Source organism: Kitasatospora sp. NBC_01539 (assembly GCF_045040525.1).
GTDB lineage: Bacteria > Actinomycetota > Actinomycetes > Streptomycetales > Streptomycetaceae > Kitasatospora.
In genome coordinates this window covers 9,212,388-9,237,719 of the sequence record NZ_CP109390.1, presented here as the reverse complement: position 1 = coordinate 9,237,719, position 25,332 = coordinate 9,212,388, and the positions used below count along the sequence as shown (strand labels likewise).

Below are 25,332 nucleotides of genomic sequence, written 5' to 3'. Positions count from 1 at the left end.
GAAGCCGCTCGTCGCCGGCGGCGCCTGACCCCGAATGCCGGACACCAGGGACGTTCTGCCAGGTTTCTGCAGCATGAAATCGATTGCCGAGGAGGCGTCCGCCGAGCACGGCATACTCTTCAAGCCCACGGTCTGGGTCGATTGGACCGGACCGGAGACCTAGTAAAATCCGGGGTGCCCTTTCGGGGGCACCCCGGCCCTTTTTCTCAATCGCCTTCCCGGATCGGCGGACGAACGAGTGCGATGTCCTGGCCGAACCCCACCGCCACTCCCCCGTCCGCGGTGGCCGCGAGGCAGACGGCGGCACCGGGCAGCAGCAGCGGCCGGGTGGACGGTTCACCGGTGCGCAGGTCGATCAGAGTGAGGGTGCGGTCGGCGCGGGCCACGTACAGCTCGGGCCAGCCGAGGCCCGCGACGGCGGTGACGGCGGCCGGGCCGTCGATCTCCGGGCCCGCCGGCCGACCGGTGCGGTCCCAGGCGCGGAGTGCGGTGGCGCCCTCGGCCGCATCCTCGGAGCGGACGGTGACGAGTCGGCCGTCGAGGAGTGCCAGCACGGGGTGGTCCTCGGTTCCCGGCACGATCTCCGGCGCGGACGACGGGTCGTCCAGGTCGAACAGCCGGGCCGGTTCCTCGTAGGACGTCAGAGCGACGGTCGCGCGCCCGTCGACCGCGCCGACGGCGAATCCGGTGGTGCCCGTTTCGGCGTCCACGGGGATCGTGGCGAGAACGGCCCCGTCGGCGGGGTTCCGGAGCGTGATGTCCCCGTCCCCGTAGACGACCAGTGCGTCGCCGGTGCGCAGGCGCCGGTGGACGGCCCAGCGGACGATGCTGCTGTCGGTGCGGGCCGGTGCGCCGGAGGGGCCGCCCGCGGCCAGGTCCCAGCGGTACAGGAGCGGATCGGGGTCGTGCGGGGATCCGGAGCCGGTGGCGGCGTACGGACGGCCGCCGTCGCTCCAGGCGGCCAGGGCCCTGGTCACCACGACCTCGGTGGCGAGGGGCGCGGCCAGCAGGGTGCCGTCGGCGGCGCGGCGGACCACCAGGGTTCCGCCTTCGTCGACACTGACCACCACTCCGTCCGGCTCGGTGACCGTGACGTCCGCCAGTCGCTGGCCGTGGCCGGGCTTGCGGTCCACGGAGGCGGCCGGGTCCCAGAGTGCGACCACACCGTCCTGCTCGGAGGAGGTCAGCAGGAGGTCGCGCCCCTCCCAGCGGACGGCCTCGACGGCGGCCCGTGCGACGGATCCGGCGAGGGGTGGTCCGAGCGGCCGCATGGTACGGGCGTCCCAGAGATGGACGTTCCACCTGGTGGACACGGCGAGGGCGGGCCCCGTCACGGTCGGATTGCTCTGCGGTCCCAGCCCCGGCCTGGACTGCATCAGCCGGTCCGGAACGGGGTACAGGTGTGCCGTGAGCAGTTCGTGCTGACCCGTCGTCAGGTCAATGGTGGCGTGGGCATCCTGCTCGTCGCGGACGGTCAGCAGCTCCCGACCGTCCGACCGCCACAGGGTGGCGCCCTTGATCGGGCGTAGCCCGGCGGGGACGGGGAGCTGTCGCACCTGGTCGTCGTCCGGGTTCCACAGCAGGACCCCTTCGTCCGAGAGCAGCACGACCGCGCTCCCGTCCGCGAGGGCGCCGGGACTGAGCCCGATGACGGGCGGCAGGTGCGGAAGGCGGAGCCGCGCGCCGGTCGCGAGGTCCCAGAGCCCGAGGCCGCTCCAGGCGGTGCTGACCAGCAGCCGGGTGTCAGGTCCGCTGCCGAGGACCGCCAGGGCGTGCGGGCTTTCGCCGACGTCGATCGTCCGGCGGAGCGCGAGGTCGGCGAGGGCCCAGATCCGCACCGTGTGGTCATCGTGGCTGGAGATGAGCAGCGGTTCGGTGGCGTCGGGCGCGAAGGCCAGGACGCGAACGGGTACCTCGCACTCCACGGTGCGGACCCGGCCCGACCGGACGTCCCGGACTTCCAGCCGGTGCCTTCGGAGCTTCGGGTCGGCCGGTGGCCGTTCGTCGGCCCTGACGGCGGTGGCCAGTTGGGGCCGGCCGTCGACCTCGCCCCAGGCGCTGGCCACGACCCGCCCGACCCGCACCTGCCAGATCAGCCGGAGGTCCAGGTCGATATCGGTCGCCCAGTCGACCCGCCACAGGTCGCCGTCCGGGTCGCCGACGGCCCGGCCCCGGCGGACGGCGTCGAGGAGGGCGGACTGCCGTCGGTCGACATCGTCCGGCTCCGCGTGTCCGACGTCGGCTACGACCTGATCCATCGGCGTTGCCCTTCTTCGTGCTTCGTGGCGATCGGGACGAGATGCCGTGCGGGTGCGACCCTGCCGCGCTACGACGGGAACGCCTGCCCTCGCCGGCGGCCGGCGCGTGTCGGGTCACGCCGACATGGCGTGCTCGCCGCCTTCGGAGTCGTCCGACTCGTCCGCGCAGGCGGCGGCCAGGTCGTCGAGTGACAGGTGCAGGGCGTGGGCCAGGGCTGCCACGGTGAAGAAGGCCGGGGTCGGGGCCCGACCGGTCTCGATCTTGCGGAGCGTCTCCGCGGACACCCCGGCCGCCGCTGCCACGTCCACCATGCTGCGGTCACCGCGGGCCCGGCGGAGCAGGGCCCCGAAGCGCTCTCCACGGTGCCGCTCTTCCGGGGTCAAGGGAACTCTCACCATGCCCGTGATACTAATACCGGTATAAGTATTGGGCAGCATCGCACCGCAGGGAGCCACGACACATGGTGGAGATCAAGACCGACACGGCACTGGAAGCGATGCGTGAAGCCGGACGCGTCGTGGCCCACGCACTTGCGGCCGCCCGTGAGGCGGCAGCCGTGGGAGTCCGTCTGCGCGAGCTGGACGAAGCCGCCCGCGCCGTTCTCACCGCGGCCGGAGCGCGCTCACCGTTCCTGGGCTACCAGCCCTCCTTCGCCCCCGTCCCCTTCCCCGCCGTGATCTGCGCCTCCGTCAACGACGCCGTCGCACACGGCATCCCCGACGACCACCGCCTGCGCGACGGCGACCTGGTCAGCATCGACTGCGGAGCCGAACTCGACGGCTGGACCGGCGACGCCGCGATCAGCTTCACCGTCGGCACCCCTCGCCCCGCCGACCTCGAACTCATCGCCGCCACCCGGCGGGCCCTGGACGCCGGCATCGCCGCCGCCACCACCGGCCGTCGCATCGGCGACATCTCCCACGCCATCAGCACGGTCGCCCGCAAGGCCGCCTGCGGCATGCCGACCGACTTCGGCGGCCACGGCATCGGCCGCCGGATGCACGAGGACCCCCACGTCCCCAACCACGGACGGCCCGGTCGCGGCTTCCCCCTGCGCCACGGTCTCACCCTCGCCCTCGAACCCATGCTCATGGCCGGCGGACGCAACGCCTACTACACCGACCCCGACGGATGGACCCTGCGCACGACCGACGGCAGCCGCGCCGCCCACATCGAACACACCATCGCCGTCACCGAGGACGGCCCCCGCATCCTCACCCTGCCCTGACAACCCCGAAACCCTGCCCCGACCCCGAAACCCGCCCCGACCCCGGATCCGCTCACACCCGGCGGGGCCGCCGACCGGTCGGCCGTGCGGCGACAAACGCAAAGGCCCGCACCGGATGTGACATCCGGTGCGGGCCCCTGCTACCAGGCGGGTGCCGTGGCGAAATTACAGCGGGCGAATGTTCTCCGCCTGCGGGCCCTTCTGGCCCTGCGTGACGTCGAACTCGACCTTCTGGCCCTCGAGCAGCTCGCGGAAGCCGTTGGCGTTGATGTTCGAGTAGTGGGCGAAGACGTCCGGGCCGCCACCCTCCTGCTCGATGAAGCCGAAGCCCTTTTCCGCGTTGAACCACTTCACAGTGCCATTAGCCATAAAAATTCTCCTTCAAAGGGGCTGTCCGAGACCCGCACGGTGCGGGCCCCGAGTGCCGCGATGATGACCCACCCGGAGAAAAGATCCGGAAAAACAAAATGCGCCTGCGATATATCAGCAGGCGCACACCAAGTCCATGGGAACCACTACTGCAACTCCCCTGAACTGTAGCAGGCCCGACAGCGGAACGGCGGGACATCGACCTGCGGGTTCGCGCCGGGCCCGCGCAGCGGTCTCCTGCTGCGGCGGCCGAGGTCAGAGCGCCCTTCCCCCGCCGCCGTGGTGGAGGTCGTCGAGGGCCGCGAGGTCGGTGTCCGAGAGGCGGATCGCCCCGGCGGCGACGTTGGCCGCGAGGTGGTCGAGGTCCCCGGTGCCCGGGATCGCCAGGACGTGCGGGCCGCGGTGGAGCGTCCACGCGAGGCGTATCTGGGCGGTGCTCGCGCCGTGCGCCCGGGCGACGGCACGGACGGCGTCCGCCTCGGCGTCGACTGCGCCGGCCTGACCCGCGGTGCCCGCGATCGCGTAGAAGGGGACGAACGCGATGCCCTGCTCGCCGCAGAGCCGCACGAAGCCGTCGTCCTGCGGGCGCACCCCGATGCCGTACCGGTTCTGCACGCAGACCACGGGAGCGATGGCGCGGGCCTCGGCGAGCTGGGCGGGGGTCACGTTGGAGAGGCCCAGGTGGCGGACGAGCCCGGCCTCGCGCAGCTCGGCGAGGACGCCGAAGCGTTCGGCGACGGAGTCGGTGCCGAGGACGCGGAGGTTCACGACGTCGAGGTGGTCGCGGCCGAGCTGGCGCAGGTTCTCCTCGACCTGGCCACGCAGGCGGTCGGGGGTGGCGTGAGGCGTCCAGTGACCGGACGGGTCGCGGCCGGGGCCGACCTTGGTGGTGATGACGAGGTGGTCGGGGTACGGGGCCAGGGCCCGGTTGATGAGTTCGTTGGCGGAGCGCAGCGGCGAGAAGTAGAAGGCCGCGGTGTCGATGTGGTCGACGCCCAGGTCGAGGGCGCGGCGCAGCACGGCGACGGCCTGCTCGCGGTCGCGGGGGCGGGCGCCGGGTACGAGGGCCTCGCCCGTCTGGGGCAGGCGCATGGCGCCGAAGCCGATCCGGTTGATCGTCAGGTCGCCGAGCCGCCAGGTGCCCGACGCCGCTGCGGTGATGGTCCGTGGTGTCATGCCGGGGATCGTCGCGGCCGGGTAGGCTGGCGCGCCAATGATTCGGGCATGCGCGAATGTCGGGGGTGCGGGTGGCGGCTGAGCTGGCGTTCTCCGCGCGTGATCTCGCGCGACTGCGCTTCGCCGTCTCGCCGATGTGGGAGGTGGGGCCGAGCTTCCGGCTGCTGGTGTCGGGCATCGCGCATCCGGTGCACCACACGTGGGTGGCGCAGGTGCGGCCGCGGTGGGCGGCGGCCGGGCTGGACCGCGGCTGGCTGGGCGATCTGGTGCCGGGGGCGGGGTACGTCCCGGACTTCCTGAATCCCGCGCCCGACGGGCCGGCGCCGACGCTGGGCCGGGAACTGGCGCAGATCGCCGCCACGCCGGCCGACCGGGTGCGCCGGGACCTCGACCGTCTGGCGGAGGAGCAGGGGCACCTCGGACCGCGGGCCAGCGCGCTGTACGCGCGGCCGCGGGCCCGTCTGGAGCGGGTCACCGAGGAGATCGCCGCGTACTGGGATCTCGCACTGGCCCCGTACTGGGCGAGGATCCGGGCCGTCCTCGACGCCGACGTGTTCCACCGGGCGCGGCAGGTCGCCGAACAGGGGGCCGGCCGGTTGTTCAACGAGCTGCACCCGACGGTGAGCTGGGACGACCACGCCCTGCGGCTGGCCCGGCGCACCCGGGCGCTGTCCCGGCCGACCGCCGGGGCGGGGATGGTCCTCCTGCCGTCCGTCTTCACCGGGCCTTGCCCGCTCACCCGGGTGACGCCGCCCGAACCTCCTCAGCTGGCCTACCCGGCGCGGGGCATCGGCGACCTGTGGGCGGCCCGTCCGGCCGCCGGGACGACTCCGCTCGCCGCCGTGCTCGGCCGCACCCGGACGCGGCTGCTGACCGAACTCGACTCGCCGGCCTCCACCACGGAGCTGGCCCAGCGCACGGGGCTCTCGCCGGCCGGCGTCTCCCAGGCCCTCACCGCGCTGCGCGACGCCCGCCTGGTCAGCGCCCACCGGGCCGGCCGGGTCGTGCTCTACGCCCGCACCTCCGTCGCGGACACCCTCATCGCCGGGTGAGCCGTCAGCGACCCCGCGGGCCCGAAGGCGCCGACAGGGCGTCGACGAACCGTGCCCGGCCCGGACGGTCACCCGGCACCGTGGAGCCCGCGCCGCAGCGGCGCCGGGGTGCCGGGGGCCCACGGCGGCGCGTCCGCCGTGGTGAAGCCGAACGCATGCGCGTAGAGGGAGAGTTCGGCCGTGAGGCACTGCTCGACGGTTCGGGCGGTGCGGAAGCCGTGCTGCTCGCCCTCGAAGGTCAGGTAGGCCTGCGGCACGCCGCTGCCCCGCAGGCGGTCCAGGAAGCGTTCGGACTGTTCGGGCGGGCAGACCGCGTCGTCGGTGCCCTGCAGGATGACGAACGGGGTGCGCACGTGGTGCGCGCGCCGGAGCGGGGAGACCTCCTCGTAGCGGGAACGCGCCTGCGGCCACGGGCCGATCAGGCTCTCCAGGTACCGGGATTCGAAGTCGTGGGTGCCGCTGACCCGCCACTGCTCGGGGTCGAGCAGCGGGTAGTAGATGCCCGCCGCGCGGTAGAGGCCGGGCTCCGCCGCCAGCGAGGCCGCGGCCGTCCAGCCGCCGGCACTGCCGCCGCGGATGCCGATGCGCGCCGGGTCGGCGATGCCCCTGGCGATCAGGGCCCGGGCCACCGCCGCGCAGTCCCGGACGTCGGTGACGCCCCAGTGCCCGCGCAGCCGTTCGCGGTACGACCGGCCGAAGCCGGTCGAGCCGCCGTACTGCACGTCGACGACGCCGATGCCGCGGCTGGTGAAGAAGGCGATCTCGGGACGGGCGACGAGCCGGCTGCGGGTGGTGGGACCACCGTGCACCTGCACGAGGAACGGCGGGAGCTCGCCCTCCGGCGCCGCGGCACCGGGATGGTGCGGCGGGTGGACGAAGGCGTGGACCTCCTCGCCGTCCGGGCCGGGCAGGACCTCGTGGCGGCCGTGCGGGTGGTGGTCGGCGTGGCGCAGCGGCTCGGCCCGGACCACCTCCGTCCACTCCGTCCGCTCCGTCCGCGGCCGGTCCCGGCGCCGAGCATCCCGCGCCGAAGCACCCGCCGCCGATACGCCCTGCACCCGACCGGACGGCGCCACGGCGGACGGCACGGCGGACGGCACGGCATCGGACGGATCCGGGTCGTCCACCGTCACGAGGACGACGGCCCACGGGTCGCGCGGGCCGGCGGCGGTGGCGGCCACCCGTCGGCCGTGCACGGCGATGCCGACCCACTCGGTGTACGGGGACGGGACGTCGTTGAGCGAGCCGTCCGCCCCGAGCACGGCGAGCCTGCGGTCCGCGGTGCCGTGGGTGACGGCCAGCCGCCCGCCGCCGAGAGGGAGGAACCAGCGGGTGCCGATCCGCCACAGCGGCTCGCCGAACTCCTCGGGGCGGGGGCAGAGGGCGCGCGAGGTGCCGTCCAGCCGCACCTCGTGGAGGTTCCACCAGCCGTCGGGGTCGGCCACGACGTGGAGCACGCCGGGACGGTCCGGGTCCCACTCGACCTGGCCGACCGAGACGCCGTCGCCCCCGGCGATCCTGCGGGGCGTGCCGAGGCCGCCGTCGGCGGTGACCGGCGCGCACATCAGCTCGGTGGCGTCCCAGGGCATCGCCGGGTGGTCCCAGCCGATCCAGGCGGCGTGCCGGCCGTCCGGCGAGATCCTGGGCCCGGTCATGAAGTGGTGGGTGGCGGCGAGCACCCGGACGGCGCCGCGCGCGTGCGCGGCACTGCCGTCGAGCGGGAGGGCGACCAGCTCGCGCCGGACCTCGGTGCCGGTGTTCCCGGTGAACTCCTCGCGCAGGCACCAGATCTCGTCACCGACCCGGGTGAAGTCGCAGTAGCGGGCGCCGGCCGGACGAGCGGGCTGCGGGCTGATGGCGACCGGAGGTGTGCCGGGTGACGCCCGGTGGACGCGCTGGTCGTCCCAGTGCACGAAGACGAATCCGGCCGTGGCGTCGGCGCCGAGCGCCAGCCACGGCCTGCCGCCGTACTCGATGACGCGCGAGCGGACGTTCCACGCCGGGCCGAGCAGTTCGCGGACCTCGCCGTCCGGGGTGCGGCCGACGAGCGCACTGCGGCCCGCCTCGGCGGGGCGGGCCTCCGTCCACCAGAGTTCGTCGCCCACGAAGTCGAGCCAGTCGGGGGCGGATTCGCCCTCGGCGACCTCGGCGGCGGTGATCGGGGACGTCCACGTCCCGTACGGCGCGGTGCGCATCGTTTCCTCCTGGTGGGGACGGCGGACGGACGGCCCGGACGGTGTTCGGCCACCGAGTGCCGGGCGGGTGCCAGGCGGGTGCCGGGCGGGTGCCGGGCGGGTGCCGGATCGGCCGTCCAGGGGTTGCTCTTCCCCCGTTCGCATTGCTCCAGACCTTCGGGCAACAGATTTGGCAACACCTTGCCACGATGTGCCTCCGCCCGTTACCGTCTGGCCTGCGGAGGGCTGGACCGGGTCGGCCCCGACCCGCACCCTCCGCCGGGCCTCGTGAGGAGCACACACATGGGCACGCCGAAATTCAGCGTCGTGATCCCCTACAAGCAGCGGCTGGACAACATCGGGCTGGTCTTCGCCGCACTCGCCGACCAGACCCTCGACCGCTCGGACTTCGAGGTCGTGGTCGGCGCCCTGGAGTACGCGCCGGAGTACACCGCCCTCTGCCGGGAGTACACGGACCGGCTCCGCATCGTCACCGTGACGGCCGACGTGCCGTGGAACCTCAGCCACGCGCGCAACCTGGCCGTGGCCCAGGCCACCGGCGAGGTGCTGGTCTTCCTCGACGCCGACATGATGCTGCCGCCCGGCTGCCTGGAGAACCTCTACACCCGGCACTACGCCCACCGGCAGAACGTCTGCATCGCCGGCGGGATGATCGGCTACGACGACGTGGCCGAACGCGACGTCGACACCGTCACCGCCCTGCCGTACAGCCACTACCGCACCGTGCTGGCGCAGTTGGAGCAGACCGACGTCAGCGGCATGGACGAGCGCTGGTCGCCCGCGTACCGCTCGCCGATCGCCCGCTTCCCGTGGGTGTACGCGCGCGGCGGGTTCCTCGCCCTTCCCGCCGCGACCCTGCGCCGCCACGGGCTGCACTTCGACGAGGGCTTCGACGGCTGGGGCCCCGAGGACCAGGAGTGGGGGCTGCGCGTCGCCGCCACGGGCACGCCCGTGCTGCTGCCGCAGGACGTGTACGGCGTGCACCTGCCGCACGCCCGCGACCTCTCCGCCAACGGCACCACCGCCGGGGTCAACAACAAGTACTACCTGGCCAAGTGGCCACGACTCGACCTCGAACTCGCCCTCGCCTTCGGCTGGCTGGAAGCCGACCGGATCTACCAGGAGGTCGAGCGCGAGCTCGCGGCGGCCGCCGGGGGCGAGGGCCGAGCGCTCGGAGCCGTCCGCGGCACCGTCAACGGCACGGACGTCCTCCTCGTCGGGGTGGTGACCGCGGACGGCATCCCCTGCCCTCCCCCGACCTCGACGCCCTGGACGACACGCGCGCCCTCCCCGCGGTGCTCCCGCTCGCCGGGTTCGGCCTGCCCCACCCCGACGGCAGCGTCGAGGAGTGCCGCGTCCTGCCGCCGGTCGCCGCCCTCGGTGCGCGCTACCGCGACGCGATCCTCCGCGAGGCGGAGCGCGTCGCCCGCAAGGTCACCGCACCTGCCGGGGCCGCGCGGGGCTGACTCCGGCCGGAGACGCGCGAGGCGCCGCCCACCCCCCGGGCCCACCGGGGTGCGGGCGGCGCCTCGCGTCCGGGCCGGGCCCGGGGGTGGGCGCGGCTCAGGAGACTCCCGCGGGCACCGTCTCCGTCGACCCGTGGAGCAGCCTGCGGGCCAGCTCCGTCTGGCGGCCGAGGGTGCGGCCGAGCAGCATGTCGCGCACCGGCACCCGGATGCCGAGCTCCTGCCGGATCCGGTGCGCCAGACGGGTGATCAGCAGCGAGTCCCCGCCGAGCTCGAAGAAGTCGGACGCGTCGGTGAGCCCGTCGTGACCGAGCAGTTCCCGCCAGCACCGGGTCATCAGCACGGCGACGTCGACGTCCGGGACGGTCGCGGTGCCCGCGGCCGCCGATGGGTCGGGCACCGCAGGCCCCACCGCCACCGTCACGGCAGCCGCCACCGCCACTGCGGCCTCCGCCTCCGCCGTCGCCGTCACCGCAGCCGCCGTCACCGCGCCCGGTGCGGCGGCGGTCGTCACGGCGGCGGTCGGCGCAACGGCGGCGGGGCGCGGGCGTGCCTCCGGGGCGATCCAGCGCGGCCCGGCGAAGGCGTAGCCCGGCAGGTGGACGGTGCGCCCGCCGCCGCACAGCCCGCCGGGTGCGAGGGGCAGCCCCTCCACCCAGAGGGCGCCCAGTGCGGCGAGCACCTCGGCGCCCGGCCCGGCCGTACGGTCCGGCGAGAGCGGTACGGCCGGCAGGCCCGCGGCGTCCGCCATCGCCGACAGCACCCGGCCGGGCCCGATCTCGACGGCGACGGCGCCCGGCAGTTGGGCGGCGACCGCCGCGAGTCCGTCGGCGAACCGCACCGCCCCGCGGGCCTGTCCGGCGAAGTGGCCGGGGGCGAGGACGGCCCCGGCCGGCAGGAGGCGGCCGGTGGCGTTGGCGGCGAGCGGCACCCGCAGGACCTGCGGGGACGACCCGGCGGCTGCCTCGGCGACCGCCGCGAGGGCCGGCTCGATGAGCGGCGAGTGGAAGGCGCGTGCGGTGGCGAGCCGGCGGGTGAAGGTCCGCCCGGCCAGCCAGGCCTCGAAGGCGTCGATCTCGCCGGGGGCGCCCGCGACCACGCAGGAGTCGGGGGTGTTGACCGCCGCGACCCCTACCAGGGCGCCTGCGGCGGCGATCCAGGCCAGGGCCTCGTCCTCGGTGCAGCCGAGGGCGAGCATGGCGCCTTCGGGGCAGGCCTGCATGGCCCGTCCGCGGGCGATGACGAGGCGCGCGGCGTCCGCGAGGCCGAGCGCGCCGGCGACGCAGGCCGCGGTGATCTCGCCCAGGCTGTGCCCGGCCACCGCGGCGGGGCGTACCCCGAGGTCCGCGAGCGCCGTGGCGGCCGCGTACCCGACCGCGAACAGCGCCGGCTGTGCGAGCACGGTGTCCGCCAGCGCGTCGGCGGGGGCGCCCCGGTCGAGCAGCAGCGTCCGCAGCAGGCCGGGCGTCGGCACCGTCCCGGAGCCGTCGGTGGCGCCGGAGCCTCCGGTGGCGCCGAGGCCGTCGTCGAGGGCCGCCAGGCAGTCGTCGAGGGCCTGCCGGAATCCGGGCAGCGCCTCCGCGAACGGCCGTGCCATGCCGGGGTGCTGCGTGCCCTGGCCGGGGAAGAGGAACACCGCGGGCACCGTGCCGGAGACCGGGCGCCGACCGGTGACGACGCCTTCGCCGCTGCGCAGCCGGGCCGCGACCTCCGCGCCGCCGCGTCCGGTGACCGCGAGCCGCCAGGGCAGTGCGGCCCGTCCGGTGGCCAGGGTGGACGCCACGTCCGCGAGGTCGGCCCCGGTGGTGACGAGGTGTCGGCCCGTCCGGTCGGCGGCCCGGGCCAGTGCCTCCGGGTCGGCGGCCGACAGCACCACGAGCCGCTCCCGCGGCACCTCGGCGGGCGCGGTGGGCGCGGTGGGCGCGGTGGCGGTGACCGCGGTGGCCGCGGACGACCCGGCGGCGGGTACGGCAGCGGGGGTCGGTGTGGCGGCAGGGGTGACGGGCGGGGTGACGGGCCGCAGGGGTGGCTGCTCCACGACGACGTGGGCGTTGGTGCCGCCGATGCCGAACGCGCTGACGCCGGCGCGCCGCGGCTCCGGGCCGGTCCAGGCGGCGGCCTCGCGCGGTACGTGCAGCGGCGATCCCTCGGACTCCAGCAGCGGGTTCGGTGTGGTGAAGCCGGCCACCGGGGGCACGACGCCGTGCCGGACGACCAGCAGTGCCTTGATCAGCGCGGCCACGCCCGCGGCGTTGTCGAGGTGGCCGGTGTTGGCCTTGAGCGCACCGACCGCCACCTGTCCGGGCCGGGCGCCCGCGGCGGCGAGCGCCGCGGAGGCCGCCGCCCACTCGATGGGGTCGCCGACCCGGGTGCCGGTGCCGTGGGTCTCCAGGTAGCCGACGGTCGTGCCGTCGACGTCCGCCGCGCGGAGGGCGGCGCGGATCACCGCCTGCTGCCCGCCGACCGACGGCGCGTAGTAACCGGCCTTCGCCGAGCCGTCGTTGTTGATGGCGGTGCCGAGCACCACGCCGTACGGGTCGAGGTCCTCGTCGAGGGCGTCCTGCAGTCGGCGCAGCACGACGCAGGCGACCCCCGACCCGGCGACGACGCCGTCGGCCTCGCCGTCGAACGGTCGGCAGCGGCCGGTCGGCGAGTGGATCCCTCCGGGCAGGTGGAGGTGCCCGCCCTGCGGGTACGGGATGCCGGCGGCGACGACGAGGGCCTGGTCGCAGTCGCCGTTGAGCAGGGCCTGGGTGGCGAGGTGCACGGCGACGAGGGAGGAGGAGCAGGCGGTCTGCACGGCCATGGCGGGGCCGGTCAGCCCGAGGCGGTAGGAGACCAGGCTCGCCAGGAAGTCGGGCTCCGTGCCGTGGACGGCGTCCTCCAGCGTGACGGGGTCGAGCAGGCCGCCGGCGGCCATGGCGCGGAGGTAGCCGCTGCCGGAGGCCGAGGCGTAGACGGCGGTCACGGGAGCGACGCCGAGCGGGTCGGTGCCGGCGTCCTCCAGGGCCGACCAGGCGGTCTCCAGGATGAGCCGGTGCTGGGGGTCCATCAGCTCGGCCTCGCGCGGGCTGATCCGGAAGAGCGCGGCGTCGAAGCGGTCGGCGTCGTCGAGGTGGCCGCGCACGGGCACGTAGCCGGGGTCGTCGAGCAGGACGCGGGGAACTCCTGCGTCGGCGAGGTCCTGCCGGTCGTGGCGGGTGGTGAGCACCCGCCCGGCCTTCACTGCCTCCCAGAGCGACGCCACGTCGGGGGCGTTCGGGAATCGTCCGGAGATGCCGGTGACGGCGATATCCAGGGAACGGTCGCGGACCATCGAACCACCTTCGGCTAGCGCGGTGCCCGGGCCGTCCGCGGCGCTGCGCGGGTCGGACGGCCTCCGCGGCCGGCGGGTGCCCGGCCGCGGCCCGGCCAACATTGCCAGACCGGACAAGCCTGTGGCAATATCTTGCCTTCCAGTTGGCAACATTGGTGGCCTCCGCGGTGGACTGCGAGGCCGACCGGACCCGAGGGGAGAGGTCGGCGTGCTACCTGACCCGGCATGGACCGAGGGGCGCACTTCCACCGCGCCCGACGAGGGACTGCACGAGACGTTCGCCCGCACCGCGCGGCGCCACCCGCACCGGACCGCCCTCGTCGGAACCGGCGGCCGCCTCACCTACCGGCAGCTCGACCGCACGGCCGACGCCTGGGCGGGCCGCCTGACCGCCGCCGGCGTCGTGCCGGGCGACCTCGTCCCCGTCCTGCTGCCGCGGGGCCTCGACCTCGTCACCGCCCTGCTCGCCGTGCTCAAGACCGGCGCGGCGTACGCCCTGCTCGACCCGGCCTGGCCCGCCGACCGCCTCGGCCGCGTACGGGAGTTGCTGGACCCGCCGCTGCTGATCGCCCCACCCGGCCATCCTGGCCTGCCCGGCACCGGCCAGGCCACGACGCCACCGACCGGCACGGGCCGGGAACCGCTCGTGTGGACCCCGCCGGCCGAACCGGTCGACCCGCCCGCCGGCTTCCGTCCGGTGCCCGTCGGCGGCGACGCCGCCTGCTGCGTGTTCTTCACCTCCGGCACGACCGGCCGGCCCAAGGGCGTCGTCACCCCGCACCGCGCCACCGCACGACTCTTCCCGACCGACGGCTTCGCCCGGTTCACCCCGCACTCCGTCGTGCCGCTCGCCGCCCCCACCCCGTGGGACGCCTTCTCCCTGGAGCTCTGGTCCGTCCTCCTCAACGGCGGCACCTCGCTCGTCGTGGAGGACGCCTACCTCTCCCCCGCCGCGCTGCGCGACGCGGTCACCACCCACCGGGCGGACACCGTCTGGCTCACCAGCAGCCTCTTCAACCTGGTCGTCGACGAGGACCTCGACGCCTTCCGCGGCGTCACCCAGGTGATGACCGGCGGCGAACGCCTCTCCGCCCCGCACGTCCGCCGGTTCCTGCGCCGCCACCCCGGCACCGCGCTGCTCAACGGCTACGGCCCGGTCGAGAACACCGTCTTCGCCACGACCCACCGCATCACGGAGGTCGACTGCGACCTCCCCGGCGGCATCCCGCTCGGGCGTCCCGTCCCCGGCACCCAGGTGCACGTGCTGGACGGCGACCGCCCCTGCGGCGCCGGCCGCACCGGCGAGATCTGCCTCGGCGGCGACGGCCTCGCCCTCCACTACCTCCGCGAACCCGCCCTCACCGCACGGGCCTTCGTCACGGTCGTGATCGACGGGCGCCCCCGGCGCCTCTACCGCACCGGCGACCTCGGCACGTGGGACACCGACGGCCTCCTGCACTTCCGCGGCCGCGCGGACCGCCAGCTCAAGATCCGCGGCCACCGCGTCGAACCCGCCGAGGTGGAACGGCAGATCGAGCGCCTGCTGCCCGGCGTCACCGCCTGCCGGGTGCTCGGACGGCAGACCGCGGACGGCGGCCGGGAGCTCGTGGCGTTCTGCACCCCGCAGGAACCGGGCGACCGACTGCCGGACGCCGTACGCATCCTGGACACCGCACTCGTCCCCTACCAGCGGCCCGCCGCCGTGGTCGCCGTCGGCGCCTTCCCCCGCACCCCGCAGGGCAAGCTCGACGAAGCCGCGCTCCTCGCCCTGGCCGCGGCACCCCCCGCGGCCCGCCCACGGGACGGTGCCGACCCGGACGTCGCACCCGCCACCCTCACCGACCCCGCCGACCGCGTGGTCGCCGAGGCCTTCGCCGAGGTCCTCCGGCGGGACGCCGTACCGCTCGACACCCCCTTCGTCGAGCTCGGCGGCAGCTCCCTCGGCGCCGGACGGGTCTGCGCCCGCCTCGCCGCACGCCTCGGCCGGCCCGTGCCGGTCTCCCGCCTCTACGAGCTGCCGACCGTCACCTCTCTCGCCGACTGGCTGCGCGCCACCGGCACTCCCCCGCAGGACGCGGCCACCGGCTCCGGTCCCTCCCCCGACCCCACCGACACACCGCTGACACCGCTGACACCGCTGACACCGCTGCAGACCGTCTACCTCACCCGGCAGATGCTCGAACCGGCCGACCTGACCGCACACTGCCTGCTCACCTGGACGATCACCGGCGACCTCGACCACGGCGCGCTGGAGGACGCCGTCGCCGACGTGCATCGCCGCCACGAACCGCTGCACAGCGGGTACTTCCTCGACCCGGCCCCGCACGCACGGCCGACGGACATCCCGCCACCGCTGCTCGACGTCCTGCCCGACCGACCGGACACCGCCGCCGCCGTCCGGGCGCTCCGCACCGAACTCGCCGACGAACTCGCCCTGGACGAAGGTGAGGTGTGGCGCACGGCGCTGGTGCCGGTGAGGCCCGCAGGCGCGCCCGACGGACCGCGCACCGCGGTGTTCGGCTGCGTCGTGCACCACATCGCCTTCGACGGATGGTCGGAGTCCGTCCTCGCCCGGCACCTCGCCGACGCCTACGCCGAACGCACGGCCGCCACCGTCCATGGCCCGCAGGCCGATGCGGAGCCGCCCCGGCCTGCGCCCGGCCTGGCGGAGGTCCACGCCGAACGCCTCCGCCACGCCCGGCACGCCGGGCCGCGCGACCGCCACGAGTCGTACCTGCGCGACGAGTTGAAGGGTCTCCCGGCCCTGCCCTGGCCCTCCGCCGACGGGACCCGCGACGCCACGGGTCCGGGCCGGGTGGAGGCCCGCCTCACCGCGGCCCAGCTCGCCGGCGTCGACGCCCTGGCGACGGACGCGGGCACGACCCGGTTCGGCGCCCTGCTCGCGCACTGGGCCGCGGCCCTGGCCGAGACCACCGGTGCGCGGGACTTCGGGGTCGGCGTACCCGTGGCGCAGCGCGACTCGCCGATCCTCGCCGGTGCCGTCGGCTGCCACATCGAGATGCTCTGCCTGCGGCTGCGCGGCACCGCGCTCGACGGCGGCACGACCGGCGCACGGGAGACCGGCCGCACGGTGGCCCGCGCACTCGCCGCCCAGGACGTGCCGTTCGCCGACGTGCTGCGACTCACCGAGCCGCGACGCACCGGTCGGCCACCCCTCTACCAGGTGCTGTTCGCCCTCCAGGACAACGCCGCACCCCGGCTCGGACTCCCCGGCCTGCACACGGCGTTCCTCCGGCAGCCGTACCTGGAGCTGCCGCTCGAACTCCACACCGAGCTCTGGCCCGACGACGACGGCGGCATGCGCCTGGAGGTGGCCTTCCGTCCGGACGCCGTCGCGGAGTCCACCGCCCGGGAGCTCGCCGACCGCTTCACCGGCCGTCTCACGGCCCCCGCACCGCACGCGGCCCCTCTCTCCCCAGGAGTACCGGCATGACCAGACTCACCCACATCTCCGCACCCGCGGGCGTCGCGCCCAGCGACGGCTACACGCACGTGGTGACCGGCCCTGGCCGGCTGGCCGCCGTCGCCGGACAGCTGCCCTTCGACGAGAAGGGCTCCCTCGTCGGCGAGGGCGACCCCGCCGCCCAGGCCCGGCAGGTCTTCACCAACATGCGGGCCTGTCTGGCCGCGGCCGGGGGCACCTTCGACGACGTCGTCAAACTGACCGTCCACCTCACGGACATGGCGCACCTGACCGAGGTGCTCGCCGTCCGCGACGAGTTCATCGACACCGAGCGCCCGCCGGCCAGCACCGTCATGCAGGTGGCGGCGCTGTTCCTGCCCGAACTCCTTCTGGAGGTCGACGCGTTGGCGATCCTCGCGGACGACGCGCCCTGAACCGCGGCACAACCCCCCAGCCGCTGCCGATGCCGCTTCCGCTTCCGCCCACCGCACCGCGTCCCCGACCGTCCACGGCAGGAGTGCCATGACCGACCTCGCCGCCCCCACCGGGCACAGCACCTCCACCGACCCCGGCACCGCGACCGACCGCGGCAACCCCGCCCTCGGCGACCCCACCGACACCGTCACCGACACCCGTACGGCGGCGGCCCGCACCGCCGGCGGCGCCCCGCCGCCGTTCGACCGCGAGCTGGCGCAGCCGCTCGCGGCGATCCTCGCCGACCTCGCGATGCCGCTGACTCCGGCGCTGATCCCGGACCGTCGCCGCCGCAGCGCGGCCGGCCGGCTCACCGACGCACAGATCCTCCGCGGCGGCGCCTTCACCCTGGAGCACCTGGAGGTACCCGCCGCGCACGGCAGGCCCGCGATCCCCCTGCTGCTGTGCCGGCCGACCGCCGTCGACGTGCCGCGGGGCGTCGTCCACCACACGCACGGCGGCGGGATGGTGGCCGGCAGCCACCGCAGCACCGAGCTCGCCGGGGAGCTCGACCGGGCCGGGGAGCTCGGCCTGGCCGTGCTGTCCGTCGACTACCGGCTCGCGCCCGAACACCCCGACCCGGTGCCGGTGGAGGACTGCTACGCCGCGCTGCTCTGGCTGGCGGACCACGCCGTACGGCTGGGCCTGCCGGCCGACCGGATCGTGCTCAGCGGCAACAGCGCGGGAGGTGCGCTGGCCGCCGGCCTCGCCCTGCTCTGCCGTGACCGCGGCGGGCCCCGGCCGGCCGGGCAGCTGCTGCAGTTCCCGATGCTCGACGACCGTTCCGACAGCTTCTCCGCCCGGCAGATGGCCCGGGTCGGTCTCTGGGACGGCCTCTCCAACCGCGCGGGCTGGACGGCACTGCTCGGTGACCGCCGGGGTACGGACGCCGTCACGCCGTACGCCGCGCCCGCGCGGGCCCACGATCTCGCGGGGCTGCCCCCGGCGTTCCTGGAGGTCGGCTCGGTGGAGGCGCTGCGCGACGAGGGCGTCGCCTACGCCTCGCGCCTCTGGCGGGCGGGTTGCGAGGCTGAACTCCACGTCTGGGCCGGGGCGTTCCACAGCTTCGACGAATGGGTGCCGTCGGCGGTGGTCTCGCGGAGCGCGCACGCCGCCCGGGTGGCGTGGCTGCGGCGGGTCCTGGAGCTCTGAGCGCGCGGGCGGCACGACGTACGGCCGACGGCGGTCCCCCGTCCGGGTGGGGGACCGCCGTCGGCCTGCCGTCGTGCCGTGATGCCGTGATGCCGTGATGCCGTGATGCCGTGATGCCGCGGGTGGGTGCCGCGGGTGCGCGGCGCCGACTCAGGGGGCGGGGACGGGCCGGCCCTGGTGGAGCTCCTCCAGGGCCTCCGCGAGGATGCGCCAGATGTCCGCGGCGAGGTCGATGTTGGAGCTCTGACGGGCCTCCTCGCCCAGCTCCTTCAGCCGGCCGAGCCCTTCGGCCTCCCTGCCCTCCAGGAGCAGCAGGCGGCTGTCGAGGATGCCCAGGCGCACCTGGTCGCGGTAGACCAGGAGGAGTTCGTCCCGGCTGAGTTCGTCGTGCGCCCGGCGGGCGTCGTCGAACCGCCCCTCGTGGAAGGCGAGGTAGGCCTGCAGGGTGAGCAGTTCCTGCCGCAGGACGGGCGTGCCGACGAGGGAGAGCGCCGTCCCGGCCTCCTGCAGGCAGTCCCGGCCGCGGTCGACCATGGGCGGCTTGGTCTGGAGGTAGAGGGAGGCGGCGGCGAGCCGCAGCCGCACCCACAGGGTGAGGTCGACCCTGCTCTCCAGGCCGAGCATCGCGCGCTCCAGGTAGTCGCGGGCGCCGTCGTGGTCGCCCTGCCGGGAGCGGACGGTGGCCGCGGACCACAGCGCCTCGGTGCGTGCCACGTCCGACCCGCCGCGTTCCGTGAGCCGGACGAGCTCGTCGACGTGCGCCCGGGCGTCGGGCAGCTGACCGGCCTCGGCCTCGGCGGCGACGAGGGTCTGGAGCGCCGCTCCGGTGTCGGAGACGGAGAGCTTCGCCTCGGAGGCGAGCTGGTAGGCGCGGGAGGCCACGCCGATGGCGCGGGCCACCTCGCCGGTCGACCGGAGCAGCCGGGCGAGCTGTGCCCAGGCGCGGCACTGCAGCTCGGGCAGGCCGAGTTCGTCGGCGATCCGGGCGAGCTCCTCCAGGCAGGCGCGCTCCTCGGAGTGCCGGCCCTGGCGCCGCCAGTAGCGGAAGACCACCCACAGGGCCTGCCAGCGCGAGAGGAGGTCGGCTCCCGGGGCGCGGTTCAGTGCGGTGATGAGGGCTTCGATCGCCTCGTCGCTGTCCGTGGACGTCGCGATGGAGAGGGCCTGGGCCAGTGAGCCGCCGCTGGCGGGCACGTCGAAGGCGGACCGGTCGACGCCGAACCGGTCGGCGAGGTAGGCCACCACGCGATCGGTCGGTTGCCGCGCTCCCGATTCCAGTCGCGACAGGTATCCGGTCGAGATTTCGTCGCCCGCGAGGGCGGCCTGCGAGAGGCCGCGCTCCTGCCTCAACTCCCTGAGGCGACGGCCGAAAAAGGGCTGCTCCATCATGCTGATCCCACAATCCACACGGATTCAGTTTCGGTCAGACGGTCAGCCCCCTGCGGGGGGCCTGCAGGGACATGCCGGGAGCCTCACCACTGTGCCAGAGGCAACTGTAATGGGCTGACACCGTTTCTGGCAATTGTGCCCGCACACGCTAGGCAAGTGATCTTCACCACAGAGTGACACCTTGTCACTAATTTGACATCTTTCAGGCAAGGACTTGCCAACGATCTTTTCCCGCGACTAGTTTTTCTTCTCGTACCAACGGATGCACCGATCCCTGCCCCTCCTCGACTGGAGCCGTCATGCGCAAGTACATCGGAACCGCCTCCGCCGCCGCCCTCGCCACCCTCCTGCTGGCCCTCCTGGTCGCCGCCCCGTCGAGCGCGGCGATCCAGGCGCCGGGAGGCGCCTCGACCGTCGTCCTCGCCGGCGACGGCCTGGACGACATCGACTGGCCGTGACACGACGGACACGCACGACCCCCGCGCCGTGCGGGCCGCGTCCCGCACGCACCTCCCGTCCGCCGCGCCGCCCGGTCGGCCCGGGTCCTCGGACCCCGGACGCCCGGAACCTGTGACGGTCGGCCGGCGGACTTCTCCCGGGTGAATCGGCACCTTTCCTCGCCGCACTCCCGCAGGGATCTTGACTAAACTTGTCAACGATTTGCCATAGCGGCATTCCGGGCTCCGGGTGAGCGCGGCCAATCGGGAGAACGCTCTCCCAGCTTTCCGCCAACGCCTGTGTTCTGCCCTGCACCGAAAAACCGCGTCGGCGGTCTCGAACCGACCGCCCGGCTCGTCGCGGGCGACCGTCCCACAGGCCCCATCAGGCCCACGGAAGCACCCATTTCGGACCTGCGGCGCTGCGGCCGGCCATGCCCGAACGAGAGAGCGCTTTCCCATCCGCCTTCCGTCCCGGTCCGGCCACGACCCGGCCCCGTGTTCCAGCCCCGTTCCAGTCCCGACCCGGCCCCGTGTTCCAGCCCCGTTCCAGTCCCGACCCGGCCCCGACCCGGCCCCGTTCCGACACCGTTGCGCGGGCGTCCCCGCGGGGCCGTACCGACCCGGCGGACCGCCTGGTCCGACCGTGCGTCAGGCCGACCGCCGCGCGTCGGTCGAGCCGTCGGACCGGTGGCCGAGCCGTCGGGGTCCGGTGGTCGGACCGTCAGGCCGCCGAACCGGCACACCCCGCAGAGCCGGCAGCCGCCGAGAACACGCCCGGCCGGCCGTCAACCCCTCCTCGAAGGAGAACCCATGCCCCTGACCGCGCACGACCCGGTGGGCACGCCCACCGTCGCCGTGATCATCCCCGTCCTGAACGGGGCCGCGCACATCGACCACGCGCTGGCCTCCCTCGTCACCCAGACCGTCCCGCCGACCGAGGTCGTCGTCGTCGACGACGGTTCGGACGACGACACGTACGAGCGCGCCGGCCGCTGGACCGACCTGCTGCCGCTGCGCGTCATCCGCGGCGAGCACCGGGGCACCTGGCACGCCCGGCAGACCGCCATCGCGGCGACCGGCTCCGAACTCGTCCTCCAGCTCGACGCGGACGACATGCTCCTGCCGGGTGCCGTCGCCGCCATGACCAAGGCGTACGCCGAGCGTCCCGGGCTGATCGCGCCCCGCCGGCTGCTGCTCGTCGAGAACGAGACGGAGGACATCCCGCGGCCGGTCACCGAGCGCCTGCCGGACTCCGACGACCAGTACGCCTACATGCTGGTGCGCAACTACCTCGGCGTCGGCTGCCTCTACAGCCGCAAGGACTACGAGGCGGTCGGCGGCTACCGGCCGTGCCGGTACGCGGAGGACTGGGACCTGTGGCTGCGGTTCGCGGCCGCCCGCATCCCCGTGTCGCTGCCGATCGAGCCGACGTACGTCTACCAGATGCACAGCGGCAACCTGTCCAGCAACATCGACATCGGCGCGACCGACCTGGAGATCCTCGGCCGTTTCCTGGAGGACGGCGACGCGCACCACCGTCTGATCGCCAAGCTGGCGTACCTCCAGCGCGCCGGACTCCCCTACGTGGAGAGCCTGGAGGAGCGCGCCCCCGCGGACTCCCCCGTCGCCGTCGCCGCGGCCGGGCTGTCCGAGGGCGACCCCGTCGAGGTGCGGTACGACCGCGACCTCGGGTACGTCCTCGTCGGCCACGCGGCGGACACCGGTGACCGCCGCCTGGTGGTCCTCTCCCCCGACGGGCAGCGGCGGCTGCGGTCCGTCGTGCTGCCCACGGGGCTCCTCGAGTCGAACGAGACCGACCCCGTGCACCACTGGGAGGGCTGCGACCTCACCTGGTGGGGCTGGCACTGACACCGGCCGCCCCGCCCCCGTACGGCACCGCCCCTGACGTCTCGGCGGTCGGCCTGCGACGCTCCGGGCCCGCCGAGGGCCCGTCCGCGCACCGGGCCCGCCGCGGCCGCGCCGCCCGCCGAGGGACACCGAACGCAACAGAGCGGAGTACGCCCATGACCCCTCAGACGTTACTGCCCCTCAGGTCCACCGACCTCGACCGGTTCACGGAGGACGGCTACCTCGTCCTGCCCGGGTTCCTCCCCGACGAGCTGGCCGGTCGGCTCCGGCGGGAGGCCGACCACTGGGTCGACGACGGCCTGCGGGCCCGGTCGATCGCCGCGGTGCTCGACCCCGACGCGCACGGCGCCCCGCCGGTCGTCGAGGTGGAGCTGCCCGCCCACGGCGAACTCGTCGGGCACCCGCCCCTGCTGGAGCTGCTCGCCGGGCTGATGGGCCCGTCGTTCGCCTTCCACCACCTGCACAGCGACCGGCAGGCCCCGGACACCCCGGGCAAGGCCTGGCACCACGACTACGAGCAGCGGCCGCAGACCGACCGGCGGTACGCGATGATCCACACCCTGCACTACCTCGACGGCCTCGACCGCGGCACGTCCTCGCTGGCCGTGCTGCCCGGCTCGCACCGGGAGGTGGCCGACAAGGACGCCCGTGCCGGGCTCGGCACCCGGGAGCTGCCGGGCGAGGTGGTCATCGACCGGCTGCCGCCCGGGTCGACGGTCGTGCTGCACTCGGCGCTCTTCCACGCCCGGCGCCGCCGGCCCGGATCGGCGGGCAAGGACCGCTACTTCGTCGACGCCTCCTACTGCGAGACCGGCCGGCTCTGGCCGCCCGTCAAGCCGTACTGGCGCTCCGTGCTGCGCAGAGCGCAGGACCTCGGCCTCGACCACGGCCGGTGGCCCGAGCTCTTCGCCGAGCGCCACTTCACCGAGTACACCCGGCCGGCCTGAGCCGCTGCCCCGACGGAGGTACAGGATGTTGTACTCAGGAGTCTCCTGGGGCGCCACCGGCTTCGAGGTCGACACCGTCGGCCCCGACGGCGGACGCGTGCTGCCCCGGATGCAGTTCGCCGCGGGCCGGGCCGATGAGATGATCGCGTACCTGCGCGGCATCCGGGGCCCGCACGCCACCGTGGTGGAGAGCACCAACGGGATCCTCGACGGCCGCATGATGGCGGCCGGCCTGGAGGTGTTCCGGGCGGACGAGGACGCCCTGCCCCGACGGCCGTCGTTCGGGTCCGTCCCGGCCGTCGACGTCGCGCACGCCGCGGCCCGCGCCCCGGCCGCGCTCACCCGGCTGGTCCGCAACCGCGGCACCCAGACCGGGCGCGAGCCGCTGCTGGAGCGGTGGATCGCCTCCGCCGCCGACGCGACGGCCCGGATGTCCGCCGCGGGCCGCTGCCTCGACCACGGGCCCCGCGAGCGCCGGGAGATCGCGCTGACCTTCGACGACGGCCCGCTGCCGCCCTACACCGGGCGGATCCTCGACGTGCTGGAGCGGTACGGCGTGCCGGCGACCTTCTTCTGCGTGGGCATGAACGCCGGCGCGTACCCGGAGGAGGTCCGGCGGATCCGCGCACAGGGCCACGGGCTGGCGAACCACACCTGGTCGCACCCGTTCCTGCCGGAGCTCACCCGCCCGGAGCTGGTCGAGCAGCTCGCGCGCACCCGCGACCGGATCGCCGAGGTGTCGGACGGCCCGGCGCCCACGCTGTTCCGGCCGCCGTACGGCGCACGCACCCCCGAGGTGGTGCGGTGGCTCACCGAGGAGGACGCCCGCGTCGTGCTCTGGGACGTCGCCCCGGACGACTGGGCGATGCCCGGCGCGGACTTCATCGCCGACACCGTCCTCGCCGAGGCCCGCCCGGGGTCGGTGGTGCTCCTGCACGACGGCGGCGGCGACCGGTCGCAGACGGTCGAGGCGCTGCCCGCCGTCATCGAGGGCCTGCTGGAGCGCGACTACCGCTTCGTCCTCGTCGACGACATGGTGACGGCGCCGGTCGGCTGACCCGCGCCCCGCACGGCACGCGGCGGGGCCGGGTGGGGGAGCCCGAACGAGCGGCACTCCCCCACCCGGCCCCGTGCTGCCGGAACCCCGCACGTGCAGCCGCGGGCCGTCCGCCGCCCCGTACCTGCCCCCCGTGCCTGCCCCGCGTACCTGCCCCGCGTATCTGCCCCCGTATCTGCCCCCGTGCCCGTACCCGTACCGATCGGAGTGATCACGCCATGGAGTCCCTCCCGACCACGAACTGGGCCGGCAACGTCGCCTTCGGCGCCGAGCGCACCCACCGGCCGCGCGACCTCGACGAGCTGCGCCGGCTCGTCGCCGGCTCGGCCCGGATCAGAGCGCTCGGCAGCGGCCACTCGTTCAGCCGGGTCGCCGCCGCGCCCGGCGACCTCGTCGTGCTCGACGGGCTGCCGGCCGCCGTCGACGTGGACACCGACCGCTCGACGGTCCGCGTGCCGGCGGGCCTGCGCTACGCCGAACTCGCCGTCGCCCTGCACCGGTCCGGCCTCGCCCTCGGCAACCTCGCGTCGCTGCCGCACATCTCCGTCGCCGGGTCGGTGGCGACCGGCACGCACGGTTCCGGCGACGCCCGCCGCTGTCTGGCCGCCGCCGTGACGGGCCTCCAACTCGTCGGCCCGGAGGGCGACCTCGTCGAGCTGGACCGCGCCACCGCACCGGACACCTTCCCCGGGTCGGTCGTCGCACTCGGCGCGCTCGGCGTCGTCACCCGTCTCACCCTGGAGGTCGAACCCGCGTACACGATGGCGCAGCGCGTCCGGGTGGCGGTACCCCTCACCGAGGTCGCCGACCGCTTCGACGCAGTCCTCGGCGCCGCCGACAGCGTCAGCGTGTTCACGGACTGGCGCGGCCCGGAGGCCCAGGTCTGGCTCAAGCGGCGTACCGACGGCAGCGGCAGTCACAGTGATAGCAGCAGTGACAGCGGCAGCGGCTGGGAGGGCGGCCGGGCGGCGGACCGCCCGCTCAACCCCGTGCCGGGCATGCCGCCGGAGCACAGCACCGAGCAACTCGACGTGCCCGGGCCGTGGTTCGAGCGGCTTCCGCACTTCCGCCCGGAGCTGACGCCCGGCGCGGGGGAGGAGCTGCAGTCGGAGTACTACCTGCCGCGGGAGGCGGCGCCCGCCGCGTTCGAGGCGCTGCGCGACATCGGCGACCTGGTCGCGCCGGCGCTGCACGTCGCGGAGGTCCGGACGGTCGCCGCCGACGATCTGTGGCTCAGCCCCGCGTACCGGCGGCCCACGGCGACCTTCCACTTCACGTGGGTCCGCGACGCCGCCGCCGTCGCACCGGTGATCGCGGCGGTCGAGGAGCGGCTGATACCGCTGGGCGGCCGGCCGCACTGGGGCAAGCTCACCGGCCTGGCCCCGGACGAGCTGGCCGCGCGCTACGAGCAGGCCGGCGAGTTCGGACGGCTGGCGCGGAAACTCGACCCGGCCGGGAAGTTCCGCAACGCGTTCCTCGACGCCCTGCTCGGCGACGGCTGACCCGTGCGGGTGGCCAC

General features: G+C 74.9%; 18 protein-coding genes and 1 pseudogene. 12 read left to right on the top strand and 7 right to left on the bottom strand.

Features of this window, described 5'->3' with window-relative positions:
• Positions 1-206: 206 nt before the first annotated feature.
• Positions 207-2,258 carry a WD40 repeat domain-containing protein gene (locus OG335_RS39955; protein ID WP_405008907.1) on the bottom strand — a complete coding sequence of 684 codons (2,052 nt, stop codon included), beginning with the start codon at positions 2,256-2,258 and terminating at the stop codon, positions 207-209.
• 114 nt (positions 2,259-2,372) lie between these two features.
• Positions 2,373-2,657 carry a helix-turn-helix domain-containing protein gene (locus tag OG335_RS39950; RefSeq protein ID WP_405015273.1) on the bottom strand — a complete coding sequence of 95 codons (285 nt, stop codon included), beginning with the start codon at positions 2,655-2,657 and terminating at the stop codon, positions 2,373-2,375.
• A gap of 62 nt (positions 2,658-2,719) precedes the next feature.
• Between OG335_RS39950 and map the strand changes: the two genes are divergently transcribed.
• A complete protein-coding gene (gene map / locus OG335_RS39945) occupies positions 2,720-3,487 on the top strand; it encodes a type I methionyl aminopeptidase (protein ID WP_405008906.1) in 768 nt (255 codons plus the stop codon).
• 165 nt (positions 3,488-3,652) lie between these two features.
• On the opposite strand, the gene OG335_RS39940 is transcribed toward map, so the two are convergent.
• Positions 3,653-3,856, bottom strand: coding sequence for a cold-shock protein (locus OG335_RS39940; protein ID WP_030918248.1), 204 nt, complete (start codon positions 3,854-3,856; stop codon positions 3,653-3,655).
• A 255-nt stretch (positions 3,857-4,111) separates the two neighbouring features.
• Complete coding sequence (locus tag OG335_RS39935) at positions 4,112-5,032, bottom strand: oxidoreductase (RefSeq protein WP_405008905.1); 921 nt, start codon at positions 5,030-5,032, stop codon at positions 4,112-4,114.
• A gap of 56 nt (positions 5,033-5,088) precedes the next feature.
• On the opposite strand from OG335_RS39935, the gene OG335_RS39930 reads away from it, so the two are divergent.
• Positions 5,089-6,084 carry an ArsR family transcriptional regulator gene (locus tag OG335_RS39930; RefSeq protein WP_405008904.1) on the top strand — a complete coding sequence of 332 codons (996 nt, stop codon included), beginning with the start codon at positions 5,089-5,091 and terminating at the stop codon, positions 6,082-6,084.
• A 68-nt stretch (positions 6,085-6,152) separates the two neighbouring features.
• On the opposite strand, the gene OG335_RS39925 is transcribed toward OG335_RS39930, so the two are convergent.
• The gene (locus OG335_RS39925; protein ID WP_405008903.1) at positions 6,153-8,279 is read right to left on the bottom strand and encodes an alpha/beta hydrolase family protein; all 2,127 of its coding nucleotides are present in this window, start codon (positions 8,277-8,279) and stop codon (positions 6,153-6,155) included.
• A 282-nt stretch (positions 8,280-8,561) separates the two neighbouring features.
• On the opposite strand from OG335_RS39925, the pseudogene OG335_RS39920 reads away from it, so the two are divergent.
• Both OG335_RS39920 and OG335_RS39915 read left to right on the top strand, forming a co-directional pair.
• Positions 8,562-8,900 (top strand): annotated as a pseudogene (locus tag OG335_RS39920) (glycosyltransferase family 2 protein); the annotation flags it as partial.
• 674 nt (positions 8,901-9,574) lie between these two features.
• Positions 9,575-9,745 (top strand): hypothetical protein, encoded by a 171-nt coding sequence (locus OG335_RS39915; RefSeq protein ID WP_405015270.1) that lies wholly within the window; start codon positions 9,575-9,577, stop codon positions 9,743-9,745.
• A gap of 97 nt (positions 9,746-9,842) precedes the next feature.
• Here the strand turns inward: OG335_RS39915 and OG335_RS39910 are convergent, their stop codons facing one another.
• The gene (locus OG335_RS39910) at positions 9,843-13,061 is read right to left on the bottom strand and encodes a type I polyketide synthase (RefSeq protein WP_405008901.1); all 3,219 of its coding nucleotides are present in this window, start codon (positions 13,059-13,061) and stop codon (positions 9,843-9,845) included.
• A gap of 208 nt (positions 13,062-13,269) precedes the next feature.
• Between OG335_RS39910 and OG335_RS39905 the strand changes: the two genes are divergently transcribed.
• The 3 genes from OG335_RS39905 (at position 13,270) to OG335_RS39895 (ending at position 18,111) form a co-directional block, all read left to right on the top strand.
• Positions 13,270-16,515 (top strand): amino acid adenylation domain-containing protein, encoded by a 3,246-nt coding sequence (locus OG335_RS39905; RefSeq protein ID WP_405008900.1) that lies wholly within the window; start codon positions 13,270-13,272, stop codon positions 16,513-16,515.
• Positions 16,512-16,919, top strand: coding sequence for a RidA family protein (locus OG335_RS39900; RefSeq protein ID WP_405008899.1), 408 nt, complete (start codon positions 16,512-16,514; stop codon positions 16,917-16,919). Before OG335_RS39905 ends, OG335_RS39900 begins: the two co-directional genes overlap by 4 nt.
• A gap of 88 nt (positions 16,920-17,007) precedes the next feature.
• Positions 17,008-18,111 (top strand): alpha/beta hydrolase, encoded by a 1,104-nt coding sequence (locus OG335_RS39895; protein ID WP_405008898.1) that lies wholly within the window; start codon positions 17,008-17,010, stop codon positions 18,109-18,111.
• A gap of 150 nt (positions 18,112-18,261) precedes the next feature.
• Here the strand turns inward: OG335_RS39895 and OG335_RS39890 are convergent, their stop codons facing one another.
• Positions 18,262-19,497: a helix-turn-helix domain-containing protein gene (locus OG335_RS39890; RefSeq protein WP_405008897.1), complete on the bottom strand. Its 1,236-nt coding sequence runs from the start codon at positions 19,495-19,497 to the stop codon at positions 18,262-18,264.
• 302 nt (positions 19,498-19,799) lie between these two features.
• Between OG335_RS39890 and OG335_RS39885 the strand changes: the two genes are divergently transcribed.
• The 5 genes from OG335_RS39885 (at position 19,800) to OG335_RS39865 (ending at position 25,315) form a co-directional block, all read left to right on the top strand.
• The gene (locus tag OG335_RS39885) at positions 19,800-19,958 is read left to right on the top strand and encodes a hypothetical protein (RefSeq protein ID WP_405008896.1); all 159 of its coding nucleotides are present in this window, start codon (positions 19,800-19,802) and stop codon (positions 19,956-19,958) included.
• Between the two features lie 792 nt (positions 19,959-20,750).
• Positions 20,751-21,809, top strand: a complete 1,059-nt coding sequence (locus OG335_RS39880; RefSeq protein WP_405008895.1) for a glycosyltransferase — start codon at positions 20,751-20,753, stop codon at positions 21,807-21,809.
• Positions 21,810-21,964: 155 nt separating this feature from the next.
• Positions 21,965-22,756: a phytanoyl-CoA dioxygenase family protein gene (locus OG335_RS39875; protein ID WP_405008894.1), complete on the top strand. Its 792-nt coding sequence runs from the start codon at positions 21,965-21,967 to the stop codon at positions 22,754-22,756.
• 25 nt (positions 22,757-22,781) lie between these two features.
• Positions 22,782-23,813: a polysaccharide deacetylase family protein gene (locus OG335_RS39870; protein ID WP_405008893.1), complete on the top strand. Its 1,032-nt coding sequence runs from the start codon at positions 22,782-22,784 to the stop codon at positions 23,811-23,813.
• A gap of 218 nt (positions 23,814-24,031) precedes the next feature.
• The gene (locus OG335_RS39865) at positions 24,032-25,315 is read left to right on the top strand and encodes a D-arabinono-1,4-lactone oxidase (protein ID WP_405008892.1); all 1,284 of its coding nucleotides are present in this window, start codon (positions 24,032-24,034) and stop codon (positions 25,313-25,315) included.
• Positions 25,316-25,332 lie beyond the last annotated feature (17 nt).